This window comes from Microbacterium luteum, assembly GCF_015277875.1.
Classification (GTDB): Bacteria; Actinomycetota; Actinomycetes; order Actinomycetales; family Microbacteriaceae; genus Microbacterium; species Microbacterium luteum.
Genome location: NZ_CP063814.1, coordinates 2,968,177 through 2,985,612, shown reverse-complemented (window position 1 = coordinate 2,985,612; position 17,436 = coordinate 2,968,177). Strand labels below are relative to the sequence as shown.

At 71.7% G+C, this 17,436-nt stretch carries 15 protein-coding genes; 7 read left to right on the top strand and 8 right to left on the bottom strand.

Annotation, left to right across the window (positions count from 1 at the left end; genetic code table 11):
- Position 1 precedes the first annotated feature (1 nt).
- A complete protein-coding gene (locus IM777_RS14535; protein ID WP_194383852.1) occupies positions 2-1,735 on the bottom strand; it encodes a dihydroxyacetone kinase family protein in 1,734 nt (577 codons plus the stop codon).
- A 129-nt stretch (positions 1,736-1,864) separates the two neighbouring features.
- On the opposite strand from IM777_RS14535, the gene IM777_RS14530 reads away from it, so the two are divergent.
- A complete protein-coding gene (locus IM777_RS14530; protein WP_071044989.1) occupies positions 1,865-2,593 on the top strand; it encodes a FadR/GntR family transcriptional regulator in 729 nt (242 codons plus the stop codon).
- 98 nt (positions 2,594-2,691) lie between these two features.
- Positions 2,692-4,137 carry an MFS transporter gene (locus IM777_RS14525; protein ID WP_176759430.1) on the top strand — a complete coding sequence of 482 codons (1,446 nt, stop codon included), beginning with the start codon at positions 2,692-2,694 and terminating at the stop codon, positions 4,135-4,137.
- On the opposite strand, the gene IM777_RS14520 is transcribed toward IM777_RS14525, so the two are convergent.
- Entirely contained in the window at positions 4,076-5,482 is a 1,407-nt protein-coding gene (locus IM777_RS14520) for an MFS transporter (protein ID WP_194385594.1), read from the bottom strand. The genes IM777_RS14525 and IM777_RS14520 overlap by 62 nt on opposite strands.
- Before the next feature lie 2 nt (positions 5,483-5,484).
- On the bottom strand, positions 5,485-5,958 hold the full coding sequence (locus IM777_RS14515) for a MarR family winged helix-turn-helix transcriptional regulator (RefSeq protein WP_071044986.1): 474 nt from the start codon (positions 5,956-5,958) through the stop codon (positions 5,485-5,487).
- Between the two features lie 72 nt (positions 5,959-6,030).
- Between IM777_RS14515 and IM777_RS14510 the strand changes: the two genes are divergently transcribed.
- Positions 6,031-6,879: an alpha/beta hydrolase gene (locus IM777_RS14510; RefSeq protein ID WP_194383851.1), complete on the top strand. Its 849-nt coding sequence runs from the start codon at positions 6,031-6,033 to the stop codon at positions 6,877-6,879.
- Between the two features lie 18 nt (positions 6,880-6,897).
- Here the strand turns inward: IM777_RS14510 and IM777_RS14505 are convergent, their stop codons facing one another.
- The 3 genes from IM777_RS14505 to IM777_RS14495 all read right to left on the bottom strand — a co-directional run bounded on the left by IM777_RS14505 (position 6,898) and on the right by IM777_RS14495 (position 10,654).
- The gene (locus tag IM777_RS14505) at positions 6,898-8,352 is read right to left on the bottom strand and encodes a DEAD/DEAH box helicase (RefSeq protein ID WP_194383850.1); all 1,455 of its coding nucleotides are present in this window, start codon (positions 8,350-8,352) and stop codon (positions 6,898-6,900) included.
- A gap of 206 nt (positions 8,353-8,558) precedes the next feature.
- A complete protein-coding gene (locus tag IM777_RS14500) occupies positions 8,559-10,037 on the bottom strand; it encodes a DHA2 family efflux MFS transporter permease subunit (protein ID WP_194383849.1) in 1,479 nt (492 codons plus the stop codon).
- Complete coding sequence (locus tag IM777_RS14495) at positions 10,034-10,654, bottom strand: PadR family transcriptional regulator (RefSeq protein WP_071044982.1); 621 nt, start codon at positions 10,652-10,654, stop codon at positions 10,034-10,036. Before IM777_RS14495 ends, IM777_RS14500 begins: the two co-directional genes overlap by 4 nt.
- An 87-nt stretch (positions 10,655-10,741) precedes the next feature.
- Between IM777_RS14495 and IM777_RS14490 the strand changes: the two genes are divergently transcribed.
- From IM777_RS14490 to IM777_RS14475, 4 genes are all read left to right on the top strand, one after another.
- Entirely contained in the window at positions 10,742-11,791 is a 1,050-nt protein-coding gene (locus tag IM777_RS14490) for a lipoate-protein ligase LplAB (protein WP_071044981.1), read from the top strand.
- Positions 11,788-12,912 (top strand): DNA-methyltransferase, encoded by a 1,125-nt coding sequence (locus IM777_RS14485; protein ID WP_228480838.1) that lies wholly within the window; start codon positions 11,788-11,790, stop codon positions 12,910-12,912. Before IM777_RS14490 ends, IM777_RS14485 begins: the two co-directional genes overlap by 4 nt.
- Before the next feature lie 9 nt (positions 12,913-12,921).
- A complete protein-coding gene (locus IM777_RS14480; protein ID WP_071044980.1) occupies positions 12,922-13,908 on the top strand; it encodes a TIGR03560 family F420-dependent LLM class oxidoreductase in 987 nt (328 codons plus the stop codon).
- Between the two features lie 417 nt (positions 13,909-14,325).
- A complete protein-coding gene (locus IM777_RS14475) occupies positions 14,326-15,180 on the top strand; it encodes a DUF559 domain-containing protein (RefSeq protein WP_228480837.1) in 855 nt (284 codons plus the stop codon).
- Positions 15,181-15,359: 179 nt separating this feature from the next.
- Here the strand turns inward: IM777_RS14475 and IM777_RS14470 are convergent, their stop codons facing one another.
- Both IM777_RS14470 and IM777_RS14465 read right to left on the bottom strand, forming a co-directional pair.
- Complete coding sequence (locus IM777_RS14470; RefSeq protein ID WP_194383848.1) at positions 15,360-16,838, bottom strand: carboxylesterase/lipase family protein; 1,479 nt, start codon at positions 16,836-16,838, stop codon at positions 15,360-15,362.
- Positions 16,835-17,428 (bottom strand): TetR/AcrR family transcriptional regulator, encoded by a 594-nt coding sequence (locus tag IM777_RS14465; protein WP_194383847.1) that lies wholly within the window; start codon positions 17,426-17,428, stop codon positions 16,835-16,837. Before IM777_RS14465 ends, IM777_RS14470 begins: the two co-directional genes overlap by 4 nt.
- Between the last annotated feature and the right edge of the window lie 8 nt (positions 17,429-17,436).

Sequence of the window (17,436 nt, the reverse complement as noted above, 5' to 3'; positions counted from 1 at the left end):
GTCAGTTCTCCTCGGGGGTCGGATCGGCGAGCATCGCGCCCACCGCGCTGGCGATCAGGGCGAGCGAGTGCGCACCCGGGTCGGGGGTTCCCACGCTGTGCTCGCCGTGCGTGCGCGCACGGCCCATGCGGGGGAGGAGGTCGGCCGTCGCAGCGGCGGCCTCGGTCGACGCCTTCGCGGCAGCCGTCCACGCGGCGGCGAGGTCGCGCGAGGCGACCTGTGCGGTGAGCGTCTCGGCGAAGGGAACGAGGGCATCGACGAGGGTCTTGTCGCCGACCTCGGCCTTGCCGTAGGCCATCACGCCGCGAGCGGCCGCATCCACCCCGCGCGCGACGGCGGTCGGCTCGGGTGCGCCGGCGTCGCCGAGCTCGGTGGCGATCGACGACAGGATCACGCCCCACAGCGCGCCCGAGGTGCCGCCGGCCCGATCGGACCACGCATCGGCGGCGCGCTCGAGCGTCGTGCGGGCCCCGGCGCCGGCGGTGACGGCGTTCGTGGCGGCGGCGAGGGCGGCGTGCGAGCCGCGCTGCATGCCGATGCCGTGGTCGCCGTCGCCGGCGACGGAGTCCATCCGGCCGAGTTCGTCGACGTGGGTGTCGATCGTGTCGACGAGGGTCCGAAGCGCCGTGCGGACGAGCCGGGCGGCCCGTCGCGAGGCGTCGTCGGCGTCGGGGATGGCGTCGATGTCGCCGTCGGCGACCTCAGCCGCGTCGGCCTGGGCGACGGGACCCACCGAGCCGCGCCGGTAGGCGGGGGTGTCGACCGGCGTCTCCCAGAGGCCGGCGAGCTCGTCATCGAGCCAGAAGAGGGTGAGCGAGGTGCCGGCCATGTCGAACGACGTGCAGTACTCGCCCACGTGCGGGTCGACGACCTCGACCCCGGCGTCTTCGAGCAGCCGGGCGATGCGCCGGTACACGACGAACATCTCCTCGTACTTCAGCGATCCGAGCCCGTTGAGGATCGGGACCACGCGCGCTCCCGGCACCGTCACGCCGTCGGGGATCTCGCCGAGCAGGCGAGAGACGAGGAGGTCGGCGAGCTCGTCGGCGGTGGGGATCGCCGCCTCGTCCACCCCGGGTTCGCCGTGGATGCCGAGGCCGATCGCCATGCGTCCCTCGGGCACGGTGAACAGAGGTGCGCCGGCACCGGGGAGGGTGCACCCGCTGAAGGCGACGCCGAACGAGCGGGTGCGGGCGTTGGCGTGGGCGGCGATGCGTGCGACCTCGCCGAGATCGGCGCCGGCCTCCGCCGCAGCGGCCGCGCTGCGGAAGACGGTGAGGTCCCCGGCGATCCCGCGACGCTTGTGCGCCTCGGCCGCGGGGGCGCTGGCGACGTCGTCGGTGACCGTGACGGTCTCGCATCGGATGCCCTCGGCGCGCAGGCGCTCCTGCGCCGCGTCGAAGTTGAGCACGTCGCCGGCGTAGTTGCCGTAGCTGAAGAAGACGCCGCCGCCGGCATCCGCTGCCTTCGCCACCGCGTACACCTGCTGCGTCGACGGCGAGGCGAACAGGTTGCCCATCGCCGCGCCGTGCGCGAGACCCGGACCGACCAACCCGCCGAAGGCGGGGTAGTGCCCCGAGCCGCCGCCGACGACCACGGCCACCTGGCCGGCGGGGACGACCGTGCTGCGCACGACCCCGCCGGTCACGCGTCGCACCGAGCGGCCATTGGCGGCGACGAAGCCGTCGATCATCTCGTCGGCGAAGTCGGCCGGATCGTTCCACAGTCGCGTCATTGCGGCTCCTCACAGCGATGATCGATGCGCGGGTGCGCAACCCCCATCTTCCACAACCGGTTGACCAATTGCAAACAACCGGTGGACCAATCTTCGCCCACGATGATCGGACCGGATAGGTTGATCACCATGCCCGCCTACTCCGACGACCGCTCGGCCGCGATCGCATCGGCGCTCGCCGCCGTGCCCGCCGGCTCGCCGGTGTCGGAGGTCGCGCGGCGCCTGCTCGACCTGTTCACGAGCGGATCCATCGCGGCCGGCACGCGGCTCCCGCCGGAGCGCCACCTCGCGGCGACTCTCGAGGTCGGCCGCTCCGCCGTGCGCGAGGCGCTCGCAGCGCTCGAGATCCTCGGCATCGTCGACGTGCGTCCCGGTTCGGGCACCTACCTGCGTGGAACGGCCAGCGAGCTGCTGCCGCAGACGCTGCGGTGGGGGCTGCTGATCGGCGAGCGGAACACCGCCGAGCTGCTCGAGCTGCGCTCGGGCCTGGAGATCTTCGTCGCTCGCCTGGCGGCCGGGCGGGTCGACGAGAGCTCCCTGGCCGGCATGCGCGCAACGGTCGATCGGATGCGCGCGTCGGTCGACGATCTTCGGGCCTTCGCCGCGGCGGACCGCGATTTCCACCTCGCCCTCGCCGCCGCGGCCGGGAACGGCGTGCTGGTCGATCAGCTCGACGTCGCGCGCTCCCTCCTGCGGGTCTACGCCGACCGGGCGGTCCACGACGCCGACGCGGCTCGCGTGGCGGTCCAGGAGCACGCCACGATCCTCGCAGCTCTCGAGCGCGCCGACGCCGACGCCGCTGCGTCGGCCATGGCGCTGCACATGGCGACGGCCTCCGCGCGCCTCGCAGACGCCTGAATCGTCGCCGCCCGGCGGAGCCTGCCGCTCCGGGTGTTCACGCGGCATTCAGGTGTCGTATCCCTCGCCGGCCATGTCCCGCCGGAAAGATGCCGGGCATGCGCGAGCACACCGCCCTGAGGTTCCTCGACGGGCTGAGGTTCGGGCCGATGCACCGCCGCGTGTGGTGGCTGTCGGCGATGGGCATCATGCTCGACGGCTTCGATTTCTTCATCATCGGCGTCGCCTCGCCGCTCATCGTCGCGCAGTGGAGCATCACGCCCTTCGAGACGGGTCTGCTCACGAGCGCCGCCGTCCTCGGGGCGATCGTGGGAGCAGCCGTCATGGGGCCGCTGTCGGATCGGATCGGCCGCAAGATCGCCTTCCGAATCGATCTGGCCATGTTCGTCGTGTTCTCGCTGGCGTCGGCCTTCGCCCCCGACATCTGGTGGCTCATCGCCTTCCGCTTCCTTCTCGGCGTCGGAATCGGCGCCGACTACCCGATCGCCGCCAGCTACGTGTCCGAGATCTCTCCCCGCCGGCTGCGGCCGCGGCTGCTCATCGGCGCCTTCAGCTTCCAGGCGGTCGGTCAGCTCCTGGGGGCCCTCGTGGGATTGGCCGTGCTGCTGCTCGACCCGCACCCGGAGGCGTGGCGGTGGATGCTCGCCGCCGGCGTCGTTCCGGCCACCGCGGTCGTGATCCTGCGGCGCGTGGTGCCGGAGAGCCCCATGTGGCTGGCGTCGCAGGCGAAGTATCTCGAAGCGGCCGCCGCGCTGTCCCGGTTCGCGGGGCGGACGGTCGCGGTCAGCGAGATCCACGACAGGTCCCCGTCGGAGGGCCACGCGGTGCTCGTCGCCGCGACCCGCACCGTGCCGTCCGCTCGCCGTGGCGCCCTCTTCTCCGCTCGGCACCGAGCCGCCACCGTGCTGACGAGTGCGCCCTGGTTCCTCATGGACATCGCGACCTACGGCGTCGGCGTGTTCACGCCGACGATCCTCGCCGCACTCGCGCTCGGATCCGCCGCGAACACCCCTTACATCGCCGACGACATCGTCTCGACCGAGGGGGCCGCGGTGCTCGACATCTTCCTCGTCGTCGGTTTCGCGGCGGCGATCCTCCTCGTGCGCCGACTCGGTCTGGTCGCCATGCAGTCCGTAGGCTTCTTCGTCATGGCTGGGGCGCTCGTCGTTCTCGGCGCGACCGAACTGATGGCGCAGTCACCGCTTCAGCTCGCGATCGTCTTCCTCGCCTTCGCGGCGTTCAACCTGTTCATGAACGCCGGACCCAACGCGACCACCTTCGCGATGCCGACCGCCGTCTTCCCCGTCGAGGTGCGCGGTGCCGGCGCCGGCTTCGCGGCCGCTGCCGGCAAGGCGGGCGCAGCGGTGGGAACGTTCTTCTTCCCGCAGCTCCAGGCCGGGATCGGACTGTTCGGAACGCTGTCGATCATCGCCGCCGGCTGTGCCGTGGCGGGCGTCGTCACGATCGTGCTGCGGCGCCTGGTCAGTCCGCGTGAGGTCGTGCCGGACGCGCCGGGCGGCGCGGCGCCGGTTCCGGTCGGCTGACCGCGCGGCCGCGCCGCGGGGCCGCACGGCCGTCTGTCAGCGGGATGGGCGTCGTCTGGGCGATCGGCTCGCTGAACTCCTCCGGCGTCGGCCGCACCACGGACAGTGGGCGGGTCTCGTCGATCGTGAGGCGGAAACGGCGAGCCTCGTGGCGGTGCACACGACCCGACGACAGCAGCCAGACGAGGCCGATCGAGAAGGCGACCACGCCGGCTCCCGCTCCGACGAGAATGCCCACGCGCGGGCCGAACGCGTCGACGACCGCGCCGACGATGGGTGCGCCGAACGGCATGCCGCCCATGAGCACCGCCATGTAGAGCGCGAGCACCCGGCCGCGCAGGGCCGGCTCCGTCGTCGTCTGCACGTAGCCGTTGGCCGTCGTGAGCATCGTCACGATCGAGAACCCGAGGAACATGAGCGTGATGGCATACGCCCAGTACACGGGCATGTAGGCGCCCACCGCCGCGGAGACGGCGAACAGCCCGACACCGAACAGGATGATGCGGAAGCGGGCGCGGTCGCGGCGCGCGGCCAGCAGCGCGCCCGTCAGGGAGCCCACGGCGAGGATCGAGCTCAGGAGACCGAAGCCGTCGGCCTCCTGGCCGAACTCGATCGCCATCGTGGAGGCGTAGATGGGGAAGTTCATGCCGAACGCGCCGATGATGAACACGATCACGAACGTCACCAGCAGATCGCTGCGGCGCGCGACGTAGCGGAAGCCGTCGGCCAGGCGCGCCCGGCCCTGGGCCTTCGCGCGCGGGACCAGTTCATCGGGGCGGATGATCGCGAGCGCGGCGATCATCCCGACGAAGGTCAGGGCGTTGATGACGAACACCCAGCCGGTGCCGACCGCGACGATCACGACGCCCGCGACGGCGGGGCCCAGCATGCGGGCGGAGTTGAAGGATGCCGCGTTCAGCGCGATCGCGTTCGAGGCGTTCTCGCGGGCGACGAGGTCGGAGACGAACGCCTGCCGGGTGGGGTTGTCGAACGCGGCGACGATGCCGAGCACCAGCGCGAAGCCGTACATCAGCGGCAGCGACATCGCCCCGACCAGAATGAGGAGGCCGATCGCGCCGCCGAGCAGCATGAGGGCCCCCTGCGTGATCATCAGCAGGCGCCGCCGGTCGAACCGGTCGGCGACCCATCCGGTCACCCCCACCAGCAGCAGCGGCGGACCGAACTGCAGCGCCATGGTGACCCCCATCGCGCCGGCGTCGTTGTCGGTGAGCACGGTCAGCACCACCCAGCTGAGGGCGGTCGCCTGCATCCACTGGCCCACGTTCGACACCAGGGCGCCGATGAACCACACGCGGTAGTTGAAGACCGAGAAGGAACGGAACATGCTCATCGTGCGGCCAGCTCCTTCATGATCTCGGATGCGGCCGCGAGCGTGCGCCGCTGCGCGGGGGTGAGTGAGGCGAGGCCGTGATCGAGCCACGCGTCGCGCCGGCGCACGGTCTCATCGACGACGTCGCGTCCGGGGCCGGTGAGGGCGATGTTGACCTTGCGGCGGTCGGTCTCATCCGCGGTGCGGCTGAGAAATCCGAGCTCTTCGAGGCAGTTCACGGTGCGGTTCATCGACGGAGCCGTCACGCGCTCGCGCTCGGCCAGCTCGCTCAGCGTGTGCGGGCCGTGGACCTTGAGCGCGGCGAGCACGGCGAACTGGCCGTCGCTCATGCTGTCGATCGCGCGTTCTGCGCGGAGGCGTCGGGCCAAGCGGAAGGTCGCCATGCGGAAGTCGGCGGCGGAGATGTCGCGTTCGAGTTCGTCGGCGTGAACGGCTGCTGGGGCGGTGGTGGGTGTTTCGGGAGAGTCCATGCGGTTCTTTAGCATAGCTCATTAGTCCTGCTAAAGGAATGTCGGCGGACGTGATGCGCCTAGACTCGGCCCATGCCCGAGTTCATCGACGCACACGGGGTCGCGATCGTCTACGACGTGCACGCCGCCCGCACGCCGGCCCGCGGAGTCGTGCAGCTGCTGCACGGCGTCGGCGAGCACGCCGGCCGCTACGCCGCCCTCATCGAGGCGCTCACCGCCGACGGTTTCACCGTGTACGCCGACGATCACCGCGGGCACGGCCGCACCGGCCTCCGTCAGCACGGCGGCTCCGGCAAGCTCGGCCGCCTCGGCAAGGGCGGGCATCGCGCCGCCGTCGACGCGCTGTGGCGGTTCACGCGGCTCATCCGTGACGAGAACCCCGATCTGCCGCTGGTTCTGCTCGGCCACTCGTGGGGGTCGTTCCTCGCGCAGAAGCTCGTCAATGCGCATCCCACCGCCTACGACGGTCTGGTGCTGTCGGGTTCCGCGCTGCCGTGGCCCGGCACCCTCAACTCCGGCCCGCTGAACAAGCCGTGGAGCGGTCCGGATGCGACCGGCGTCGAGTGGCTCTCGTCCGACCCCGCGACCGGCGCCGCGTTCCTCGACGATCCGCTCACCACGGCCACGCCGATGCTGCAGCTGTTCGGTCCCTGGAACACCCTCCAGGTGCTGTCGCGGCCGAAGCGCGGTCTGGCGCGCGACATTCCGACACTGATGCTGGTCGGGAGCGAGGACACCGTGGGGGGGCCGAAGAGCGTGCATCGCCTGGCGGATGCCTACCGGCGTCGGTCGGGGTTCGGCGATGTCACGACACTGGTCTACCCCGGCATCCGCCACGAGGTCTTCAACGACGTGGCCCAGGCCGAGGTGCGAGCCGACCTCTCGGCATGGCTCGACGCGCGCTTCCCCGTGCGGGTCTGACGCGCGTCGAGCCGCCGATCAGTTCGCGACGTTGCCGCCGCGCGCCGCGCCCGAGCGTGCGCGCCCGCCGCGGCGCGACCGGCGCCGACGGTTCGACGGCGCTTCGGCCGGGTTGTGCGCCGCGGCCGACCCCTGGGCGCCCGCCCGCTGACGCTGACCGTGCACGGCGCCGCCGTGGCCGGCCGCGGGCTTGTCGCCGCGAGCCGAGCGGCTCTGGCCGCCCGCGCGCTTCTGGCCGCCACCGGACTGCTTCTGTCCACCGGTCGATGCGACCGGAGGGGCGGGCTTTACCGCGGGGGCGGACTCCCCGACGAGCTCGGCGACGGTCGCGTGCGCGGCGTCGACCGGCTCCAGGGCCGCCGTGATCTGCGCCTTCCGCAGCAGGTCCTTCACCTCGCGGCGCTGCGCCTCGAGCGCGATCGTCACGACCACGCCGTCGGCACCCGCGCGTGCGGTGCGGCCGGAGCGGTGCAGGTACGACTTGTGCTCCACGGGCGGGTCGACGTGCACGACGAGCTCCACGCCGTCGACGTGCACGCCGCGTGCGGCGACGTCGGTGGCGACGAGCACGCGCACGCCGCCGGCATCCGGGTTCGCGCCGAAGGCGGCGAGGTTGCGCTCGCGCGCGTTCTGCGACAGGTTGCCGTGCAGGTCGACGGCGGGAATGCCGGCCGCGGTGAGCTGCTTGGCGAGCTTCTTCGCCTGGTGCTTGGTGCGGGTGAACAGGATGCGGCGGCCGTATCCCGAGGCGATGCGGCGCACGAGGGCGTTCTTGGCCTCGGCGTCGGCCGCGACGAAGACGCGGTGGATCATCGTGCCCTCGGGCACCGAGGACTCGTCGACGGAGTGACGCACCTCGTTCTGGAGGAACTTCGACACGAGGGTGTCGACGCCACGGTCGAGGGTGGCCGAGAAGAGCATGCGCTGACCACCCTGCGGCGTGGCCTTGAGGATGCGGGTCACGCCGGGCAGGAATCCGAGGTCGGCCATGTGGTCGGCTTCGTCGAGCACCGTGACCTCGATGCGGTCGAGCTTGACGATGCCCTGCTGCATGAGGTCCTCGAGGCGACCGGGGCAGGCCACGACGATGTCGACGCCGGCGCGGATCGCGTCGGCCTGCGGACGCTGGCTGACGCCGCCGAAGACGGTGGTGACCGTCAGGCCGGTCGCATCGGCGAGGGGCTTGATGGTCGCCGCGATCTGCGAGGCGAGCTCGCGCGTGGGGGCGAGGACCAGTCCGCGCGGGTGCCCGCCGGTGCGGCGGGCGGCGTTCGCGCCGGAGAGGCGCGCGACCATCGGAAGCGAGAACGCGATCGTCTTGCCGCTGCCGGTGCGGCCGCGGCCGAGCACGTCACGGCCAGCGAGGGCGTCGGGCAGGGTGTCGCGCTGGATCGGGAACGGCTCGGTCACGCCGCGCGAGGCGAGGGAGGAGGCGAGGGTCTCGGGCACGCCGAGAGCGAGGAAGGAGGACATGGGGGAGTGCTTTCTGACAGAGCGCGGCACGCGAGAAGTCGCGGGGCGCGGGGTGGGCGACGGCGCGGGATCGCGCATCGGTTCGCCGATCGAGAAGAAGTCGCGGCTCGGGAGGCCGGAAAGCGTATCGTCGACGCAGCGGCAGGAAGCCGCACCACGACGGTAGCACGCCGACGCTCGAGGCGGCTGGGAGGCCCGTTCCGTGGCTATCGGGTGCGCAGGTGATCCGGGCGCCGGAGGAAGCAGACGGCCACGACGCCGAGCGCCATGACCGCGGCGGGAAGCAGCATCGACTGGGCCATCGCGGTGGCGAACGGGCCGGCCAGGTCGGCGGGGAGCTCGGTGGCGGCGGCGACGTCACCCGCAGCCGATCCGGCGGGCAGCTGTGCTTCGAGGCTCAGCTGCATCATCGCCGCGATCGACGATGATCCGAGCACCGATCCCACGGTGCGGGTGGTGTTGTAGATCCCGGCGCCCGCCCCCGCCTGATGGCGCGGAAGATCGCGGGTGGCCGTCGTCGCGAGCGGTCCCCACATGCCCGCGTTGCCGATCCCCATCATCGCCGCCGGGATGAGGAACGCCCAGACCGGCGTGTCCATGTTCATGAGCGCGGCATACAACACGAGGGCGCCCGTGACCGTCAGCAGTCCCGGCACCAGGAGAGCGCGCGGATCGACGCGGTCGAGCAGGCGTCCGGCCAACGGGGAGAGCACGCCGGCGAACACGGCTGTCGGCACGAGCAGCAGGGCCGCCTGCGTCGGCGAGAGTCCCCGGGCGAGCTGGATGAAGAACATCAGTGGCAGCGACATGCTCGTGACGGTGAACCCGACGATGGCGACTCCGGCGCTGGCGAGCGCGAAGTTGCGATCGCCGAACAGTCCCAGCGGCACGAGGGGCTCGCCCCGTGTGAGCTTCTGCTGCCAGAGGAACAGCCCGAGCACGACGACACCGGCGCCGATCATCACCCACACCCACGGCGCCCAGTCATACGCCTCACCCTCCTGAAGCCCGAAGACGATGAGGAACAGTGCGGTGGCGCTCAGGACGACGCCGACCACGTCGAAGCGGTGCGGCTGCCTGCCGAGGTCGGGCACGAGCATCCATGCCAGAACGAACCCGACGATGCCGACGGGGATGTTGATGAAGAAGATCCACTCCCACCCGAGGCCGTCGACGAGGAAGCCGCCCGCCAACGGGCCGACGAGCATCGCGACGCCGGATGTTCCGCCCCACAGCCCCATCGCCGCGCCGCGCTGACCGGCCGGGAAGGTGCGGGTGATCACCGCCATCGTCTGCGGGGTCATCATCGACGCGCCCAGCCCCTGCACCGCGCGGAACGCGATGAGCGCGCCGAGCGTCGGCGACAGGCCGCACGCGAGGGACGCCAGGGTGAACAGCGCGAGACCGCTCAGGTAGATGCTCTTCGGGCCGAACCGGTCGCCGAGGCGTCCGGTGATGAGCAGCGGCACGGCGTACGCGAGCAGGTAGGCGCTGGTGACCCACACGACGTTGTCGAGGTTGGCGGTGCCCGGGTCGAGGGCGGCCTTGATGGCCGGGTTCGCGACGGCGACGATGGTGGTGTCGACGAGGATCATGAAGAACCCGATGATCAGCGCCCACAGCGCCGGCCACGGGCTCCGGGGGCGTGTGTCGACTGCGCCGGTTCGTGCGTGGGTCTGGGTCATTCGCGCGCCGCCTTCCGCTGAGCGAGATAGTGATCGCTCTTTTTGCCGGCGGCGGCGTGGCCCCAGGGCAGCTGCGGATTCTGCAGGCGTCCCAGGAAGTCCGCCAGCCAGATCGTCTCGGCCACGCACAGGGCCCGTTCGCGGTCGTCCTCGACGAGGAACTGCTCGTCGACGGGAACCCGCCGGGCGGCGGCGAGGCTCTCCTCCAGTTCCGCGAGGTCCTGCGTGAGCCGTGCGAGCCGGCGCGTCAGCAGATCCCGCACCTCATCGCGCGGCAGGTTGTGGGCCTCGGACAGGGCGATCCGGAAGTCGCCGGGACGATCGATCCGCTCGAGCTCGTCCCGCAGCCACGATCGCATCGCGTCGCCGCCGGAGGGCAGGAGCGTGTACGTGGTGCGCTCCGGCCGATTCCCCTCGCGGTCGACGCCGACCTCGGCGATCAGACCGTCGCGCTGCAGTCGCGCGACGGTGTGGTACATCGTCCCGTTGGTCACGCTGAGCATGCGGTCGTCGTGTCGCTGCTTCATCAGGCGCAGCATCTCGTACGGATGCATGTCGTCCTCATCGAGGAGGGCGAGCACCATCAGGCTCAGCGGCGTCAGTCGGCGCGCGGTCATGAATACTCCGAATCGATTAGCCCATATGGACTATATCGGACGAGCCGTCCTCGCGGGCCGACGGCCGGGCGCCGTAGGCTGGCACCCGTGCACGGCGAATACAAGGTCCCCGGCGGAAAGCTCGTCGTCGTCGACCTCGAGGTGGTCGACGGCCGCATCAGCGGATTCCATCTCGCAGGCGATTTCTTCCTCGAGCCCGACACGGCGCTCGACGACATCGACGCCGCCGTCAACGGGCTCCCGGCCGAGACGGATGCGGCCGCCATCGCCGCGGCGGTTCGGGGCGCCCTGCCGCAGGGGGCCCAGCTGCTCGGCTTCACCCCGGAGGCGGTCGGCACGGCGGTGCGCCGCGCGCTGGTCACGGCTCCCGGCTGGAAGGACTTCGACTGGGAGGTCGTGCACGAGCCGCCCGTCTCGCCGCGCATGAACCTCGCGCTCGACGAGGTGCTCACCACGCGTGTCGGCGACGGGCGCCGTCGCCCCACGCTGCGGCTGTGGGAGTGGAACGAGTCGGCCGTCGTCATCGGATCGTTCCAGTCGTTCCGCAACGAGGTCGACCCCGAGGGGGCCGTGCGCCACGGCTTCGATGTCGTGCGGCGCATCTCCGGCGGCGGGGCGATGCTGATGGGCGCCGGATCGATCGTGACCTACTCGCTCTACGTGCCCGCCACGCTCGTGGCCGGCATGACCTTCGCCGACTCGTACGCCTTCCTCGACGACTGGGTGCTGCAGGCGCTGCGCGGCATGGGGGTCGAGGCGACCTACCAGCCGCTCAACGACATCGCCTCGCCGCAGGGCAAGATCGGCGGCGCCGCCCAGAAGCGGCTGGCCAACGGCGGCGTGCTCCACCACGCCACGCTCTCCTACGACATGGACGGCGCGGTGCTCACCGACGTGCTGCGCATCGGGCGGGAGAAGCTCAGCGACAAGGGAACCGTCTCGGCCGCCAAGCGCGTCGATCCCCTCCGGCGGCAGACGGGTCTGTCGCGCGAGCAGATCCTGGAACGCCTCGCATCCACCTTCACCAGCCTCTACGGCGCCGATCGGGGCACGATCAGCGCGGAGGAGTACGCCGAGGCCGAGAAGCTCGTGGCGTCGAAGTTCGCCACCGACGCGTGGCTGCACCGGGTGCCGTGACCGCCGAAGAGGACGGACCGGGAGAGGTCGTCATCCACCACGGCGACAATCTCGAGGTGGCACGCGGGCTCGAATCGGGCGCCTACACGCTCGTCTATCTCGACCCGCCGTTCAACACCGGCCGCGCCCAGCGTCGTGCCGTCGAGACCGCCGTCTGGCGCATCGCAGAGCCGCCCGACGCCGCCGCGCCGTCGCCCGATGCCGCCGCGGCCTCGCCCGATGCCGGCGCGGACGCCGACGCCGCCGCGGCCTCGCCCGATGCCGGCGCGCTCTCGCCCGATGCCGATGGTCCGTCGTTCACAACTCCTCAAGATCGGCACGTAGAGGCTCCCTCCGGGGCCGAATCGCCGCACCAGGGCGCGGTTCCGAGGAGTTCTGAACGGCGCGAGGAGCCGCCGGTGGTCCGGCGCGGCTTCCACGGACGAGAGTACGAGCGCCTCCGCGGCGACCTGCGAGCCTACGACGATCGGTTCGACGACTACTGGGGCTGGCTCGAGCCGCGGCTGGGGGAGGCCTGGCGGCTCCTCGCCGACGACGGCACGCTCTACCTGCACCTGGACTACCGCGAGGCGCACTACGCCAAAGTGCTGATGGACGCGCTCTTCGGCCGCGAGCGGTTCCTCAACGAGCTGATCTGGGCCTACGACTACGGGGCGAAATCCCGGCGCCGGTGGCCCACCAAGCACGACACGATCCTCGTGTACGTCAAGAACCCGGCGACCTACTGGTTCGACTCCGACGCGGTCGACCGGGAGCCCTACATGGCGCCGGGGCTCGTGACGCCGGAGAAGGCCGCCCGGGGGAAGCTCCCCACCGACGTCTGGTGGCACACGATCGTCCCGACCACGGGCCGCGAGAAGACCGGCTACCCGACACAGAAGCCCGAGGGCATCCTCCGTCGCATCGTGCAGGCCTCCAGCCGGCCCGGGGACCGCGTACTCGACCTCTTCGCCGGTAGCGGCACCACCGGCGCGGTCGCCTCGGCGCTCGGCCGCCGCGCAGACCTCGTCGACGCCAACCCCGACGCGATCGCGGTGATGGCGGCCCGCATCCCGCACGCCCGCGTCGACGTCGGGAGCGATTCCACGCGGGGCGAGACGGCGGTGGAGGTCGCCCCCTAGGCTGAGCGGGTGCGATTCGGAATCTTCATCCCGCAGGGCTGGCGTCACGACCTCGTCGACATCGAGCCGACCGATCAATGGCGTGTGATGTGCGCCCTGGCGCAGCGCGCCGACGCCGCGGCGTGGGAGTCGCTGTGGGTCTACGACCACTTCCACACCGTGCCGGTGCCGACCGACGAGGCCACCCACGAGGCGTGGACGCTCATGTCGGCCTTCGGTGCGGCCACCGACCGCATCCGTCTCGGCCAGATGTGCACGTGCATGGGCTACCGCAACCCCGCCTACCTGGCGAAGGTCGCCGCCACCGTCGACCACGTGTCGGCCGGACGCACCGAGATGGGGATCGGCGGCGGCTGGTACGAGCACGAATGGACCGCGTACGGCTACGGCTTCCCGCGCATCGGCGAGCGACTCGGGATGCTGCGCGAGGGCGTCGAGATCATGCGCCAGGCCTGGACGACCGGCACGGCCACACTCGCCGGGAAGCACTACCAGGTCGACGGCGCGATCGTGCGGCCGCTGCCCGTGCAGGACGGCGGCATCCCGATGTGGATCGCCGGCAGCGGCGAGAAGGTGACGCTGCGCATCGCGGCGGAATACGCCTCGTACACGAACTTCGCCGGCAGCCTCGAGGAGTTCGACCACAAGGACGCGGTGCTCCGTGGTCACTGCGACGACATCGGTCGCGACCAGGCGGAGATCGTCCGCAGCTCGAATTTCAACACGATCGTGGGGGAGACCGAGGCGGAGGCGTCCGAGCGGCTCGCCGCCGTCGTCGCCCGCGTGCGGCCGTACATCGGCGCCGAACGTGCCGACGCGCTCGAGCAGGAGTATCTCGCCTCGCCCGGCTTCGGCACGGTCGAGCAGGTGGCCGAGCGCCTCGCCGAGCGCGGGCGGCACGGTCTCGGCTACGCCATCCACTACTTCCCCGAGGCCGCCTACGACACCTCCGGCATGGACCTCTTCGAGCGCCACGTCATCCCGTCCCTCGCCTGACCCGCTCCGCCGGCGGGCGTGCAGGCGAGGGTCGGTGCCGCGGCCGCCGGTGAACAACACAGGAGATCCGCGCGCAACACCCGCTGAGAGCCACCGGCAGCCCGGAATCCGACTGTTTCTCCTGTCTTGTTCACACCATGTGGCCTGCGTCGCGTCGCCGCTCGCCTGCACCCGACCCGGATACTCCTCTCGTGACGAGACGCGGGCGCGCTGCGCTCCGCCGGTGAACAACACAGGAGATCCGCGCGGTGTGGCCGCTATCCGGGCGCCCACGGCCCTTTCCCCGTCGTTTCTCCTGTGCTGTTCACCGGAGGCGGCCGCGGCCACTTCTCCTCCCCGGCTCGGCAGTTGCCGCATCGATCCACAGGGTGGTCGCGACTTGCCCGGACGTCTGCGGCATCCGGGCACGGTTGGCCGATGGCCAGACATGCCGAACCCGCCCCGCTTCTCGCCCGTCGCCGCGATCTGCGCGAGGAAGGCGTCACGGATCGCGACCTCGCGCGAGCCGTGACGGCGGGCACGCTCCTGCACCCGCGACGAAACGCCTATCTTCCGATGGGCGTGCCCGTCGACACGGTGGACGCGGTGAGCATCGGGGGCCTGTTGACGTGCACGTCCGAGCTGCGTCGCGCCGGCGTCTTCGTGATGGAGCGCGCCGATCTCGACGTTCATCTTCCGGAGCACGCCTCCCGTGTGCCCGGGATATCCCGGCCGGTGCGGCGTCACTGGGGGCGGTTGGTCCGTCGCCCACACCCGTGCGCCACCTCCGTCGAACCGCTCGACGCGGTCGCGTGCGCGGTGAGGTGCCAGAGTCCTCGCGCGGCGATCGCCTCGATCGACTCGGCGCTGCAGCGGGGGTATGTGCACCGCGACGACCTGCGGGAACTGTTCGGCGCGCTCGCCGGGAGGTACACGGCCCTACTGCCCCTGGTCGACGGCAGAGCTGAGTCGGGACCGGAGACACTGGTGCGGCTGATCCTTCGGGCCCTCGGCCTGCGTTACGAGGTGCAGGTCCGGATCACCGGCGTCGGGCGGGTCGACTTCCTCGTCGACGGGTGGCTCATCATCGAGTGCGACAGCGAGGAGTTCCACTCCGATTGGGAGGCGCAGCGCCGCGACCGTCGTCGGGATCAGGCGGCTGCCGCGCGTGGCTTCGCGGTGTATCGGCCGATCGCGGAAGACATCATGTGGGGACCGGAGGAGGTGGTCGCAGCCATCCGCGGACTCTTCTCGGGCACCGCCGGAGGCGCTCTGTCGCGGCGCGTTGCGTGAACAACACCGGAGATCTGTGGCGCGTCGGCCCTGTGGAGGCCAGGAGCGCGGGATTCGCCCGGAATCTCCTGCGTTGTTGACGCGCGCGGCGGCGTTGTCTACGCGCGAGGCGGCGTTGTCGACGTGGGAGGCGGAGTCACACGCGCCGAGTCACAGGAGACTGGTCAGCACGCGACGGGTCACACGAGCGGGGCGACGGAGCGGTAGCCGTCGGCAATCACCCCGGGCAGCGGCCCTGACCCGCCGAAGACGCGGGTGGTGCCGGGCGCCTCCGACCATGGTCGCCACCCCGGGTCTCCCGTGCGGGCGAAGGCGGCGGCGCTGTCGTGCACCGCGGCCGCGAGGGCCCGCGGCGGAGCCTCGCCGGCGATCGCGGCGACCCGCTCCGCGGAGAGCACGTCAAACCAGAAGGGCACGTCGAGACAGTGCAGCGCCCAACCCTTCGTCGGCGACACCCACGAGAACCGGTAGGCCCACGTCGGGGCGGGCGCGCCCTCCCGCGCCTGCGCGACGCGCGCCACGAGCGACCGGAAGACGACATCGCCGAGGTATCGGCCGAGGACCGCGGCCGTGCCTCGGCGGCGCTGCTCGGCGTTCGCCGCGAGGTAGTCGCGGCGCCGCCCCCGCTCGACGCCGAGCAGTCCCAGGGCGATACCCGCCGGCACCACGCGAAGGGGCCGTCGCGCCCGGTCGGTGATGAAGGTCATCTCGTCATCGACCGCGCCGATCACCAGCGGGATGTCGTCTCCCGCGCCGTCGCGGATCGCATCCACCGTGGGTCGTTCGATGAGTTCACCGTCGACGGCGGGTCCCCACGACAGCGCGTCGTCGACGAGCGCCCGGAGCGCCTCGAGTCTCGAGCCGGACTCCGGTCTCGCTGCCCGACGCTCGAGGGCGGGGAGATCCTCGCGCGGCACGGCACCGAATCCCTCCCGCGTGGCGGGCACGCCGGCGAGGTGTGCGATCCTCGCCGACAGTGAGCGTGCCGTCTCGGGCGAGACGTCGGCGAGGGCGGGCGACATCGCCCACGCCGCGCGGAACAGTCCGCGTGCGGCGGGGAGCGCGAGCAGGGTGAGCACGGCTCCGCCGCCGGCAGACTGGCCCGCGAGCGTCACGCGGTCGGGGTCGCCGCCGAACGCGGCGATGTTCTCCCGCACCCACTCCAGCGCGGCGACCCAGTCCCGCACCCCGCGATTCGCCGGGGCGCCCGGAACATGCCCGAACCCGTCGAACCCGAGCCGGTACGACAGGGTCACCGTGACGACACCGTCGCGCGCGAAGGCCGCGCCGTCGTACCAGGCGCTCGCGGGCGACCCCGAGACGTACCCGCCGCCGTGGATGTAGACGATGACCGGCAGGTGGTCGCCACCAGGCGCGGGTGTGAAGACGTTCACCGACAGGATGTCCTCTCCCGCGATCGCCGGTTCCGGGATGAGCGTCTCGCCGCCGTCGATCCGCTGCGGGGTCGCGCCGAATCCGGTCGCGTCGCGCTCGCCGTCCCAGGGCGTACGCGGCACGGGCGCGGCGAACCGCAGGTCGCCCACCGGCGGCTCGGCGTACGGAATGCCGAGGAAGGCCGCCGAACGGATGCCGTCGACGTCGCGCCACCGGCCGCGCACGCGGCCTGCGGAGGTATCGGCGACCGGATCGGCGCTCACGTCGCATCCTCCCTGGGCGGCACGAGGATGTCGAGGAGCGCGCCGGTCGCGGCGGCCATGTCGAGGTCGGGCTCGAGCATCCACTGCAGCTGCAGGCCGTCGGCAACCGCCTGCAGCAGGCGCCCGGCTGTCTCCGGGTCGACGCGCGGGTCGAGGCGATCCTCGATGGCCTCGGCGAGGGTCTCTCGCAGGCGCCTGTTCCGCTCGATGAAGTAGTCGTGCGCCGGGTGCTCCGCGTCCGCGGCGTCGACGGACAGCGCGGCGAACAGGTGCACCAGTCCCGGCACGCGCTGGTTGTGGCGGATGACGCCGACCCAGCCCTCGCGCATGGCGTCGTCGTGCGTCCGGTCGCCGGTCGCGGCGCCGAGCGCGGCATTGTCGAGCTCGTCGCGCTTGCGGAGGATCTCCGTGAACAGCTGCTCCTTCGTGCCGAAGTAGTGCAGGAGCCCGGCCTGGCTGAGGCCGACGGCCTCGGCCAGGTCTTTGACGGATGTGCGACGGAACCCCTCGCGCGCGATCACGTCGAGGGCTCGCTCGAGGATCTCCTCCCGCTTCGCCACGCCCTTCGCGTAGGAACCTCTTCGTGCCATGGGAGAAG

Coding starts and splice junctions, on each gene's coding strand:
- IM777_RS14505 (WP_194383850.1), bottom strand. CDS start 8,352: ATGTCCTCCTTCCTCGCTCTCGGCGTGCCCGAGACCCTCGCCTCCTCC.
- IM777_RS14500 (WP_194383849.1), bottom strand. CDS start 10,037: ATGACCCAGACCCACGCACGAACCGGCGCAGTCGACACACGCCCCCGG.
- IM777_RS14510 (WP_194383851.1), top strand. CDS start 6,031: ATGCCCGAGTTCATCGACGCACACGGGGTCGCGATCGTCTACGACGTG.
- IM777_RS14530 (WP_071044989.1), top strand. CDS start 1,865: ATGCCCGCCTACTCCGACGACCGCTCGGCCGCGATCGCATCGGCGCTC.
- IM777_RS14495 (WP_071044982.1), bottom strand. CDS start 10,654: ATGACCGCGCGCCGACTGACGCCGCTGAGCCTGATGGTGCTCGCCCTC.
- IM777_RS14535 (WP_194383852.1), bottom strand. CDS start 1,735: ATGACGCGACTGTGGAACGATCCGGCCGACTTCGCCGACGAGATGATC.
- IM777_RS14475 (WP_228480837.1), top strand. CDS start 14,326: ATGGCCAGACATGCCGAACCCGCCCCGCTTCTCGCCCGTCGCCGCGAT.
- IM777_RS14520 (WP_194385594.1), bottom strand. CDS start 5,482: ATGTTCCGTTCCTTCTCGGTCTTCAACTACCGCGTGTGGTTCATCGGC.
- IM777_RS14525 (WP_176759430.1), top strand. CDS start 2,692: ATGCGCGAGCACACCGCCCTGAGGTTCCTCGACGGGCTGAGGTTCGGG.
- IM777_RS14465 (WP_194383847.1), bottom strand. CDS start 17,428: ATGGCACGAAGAGGTTCCTACGCGAAGGGCGTGGCGAAGCGGGAGGAG.
- IM777_RS14515 (WP_071044986.1), bottom strand. CDS start 5,958: ATGGACTCTCCCGAAACACCCACCACCGCCCCAGCAGCCGTTCACGCC.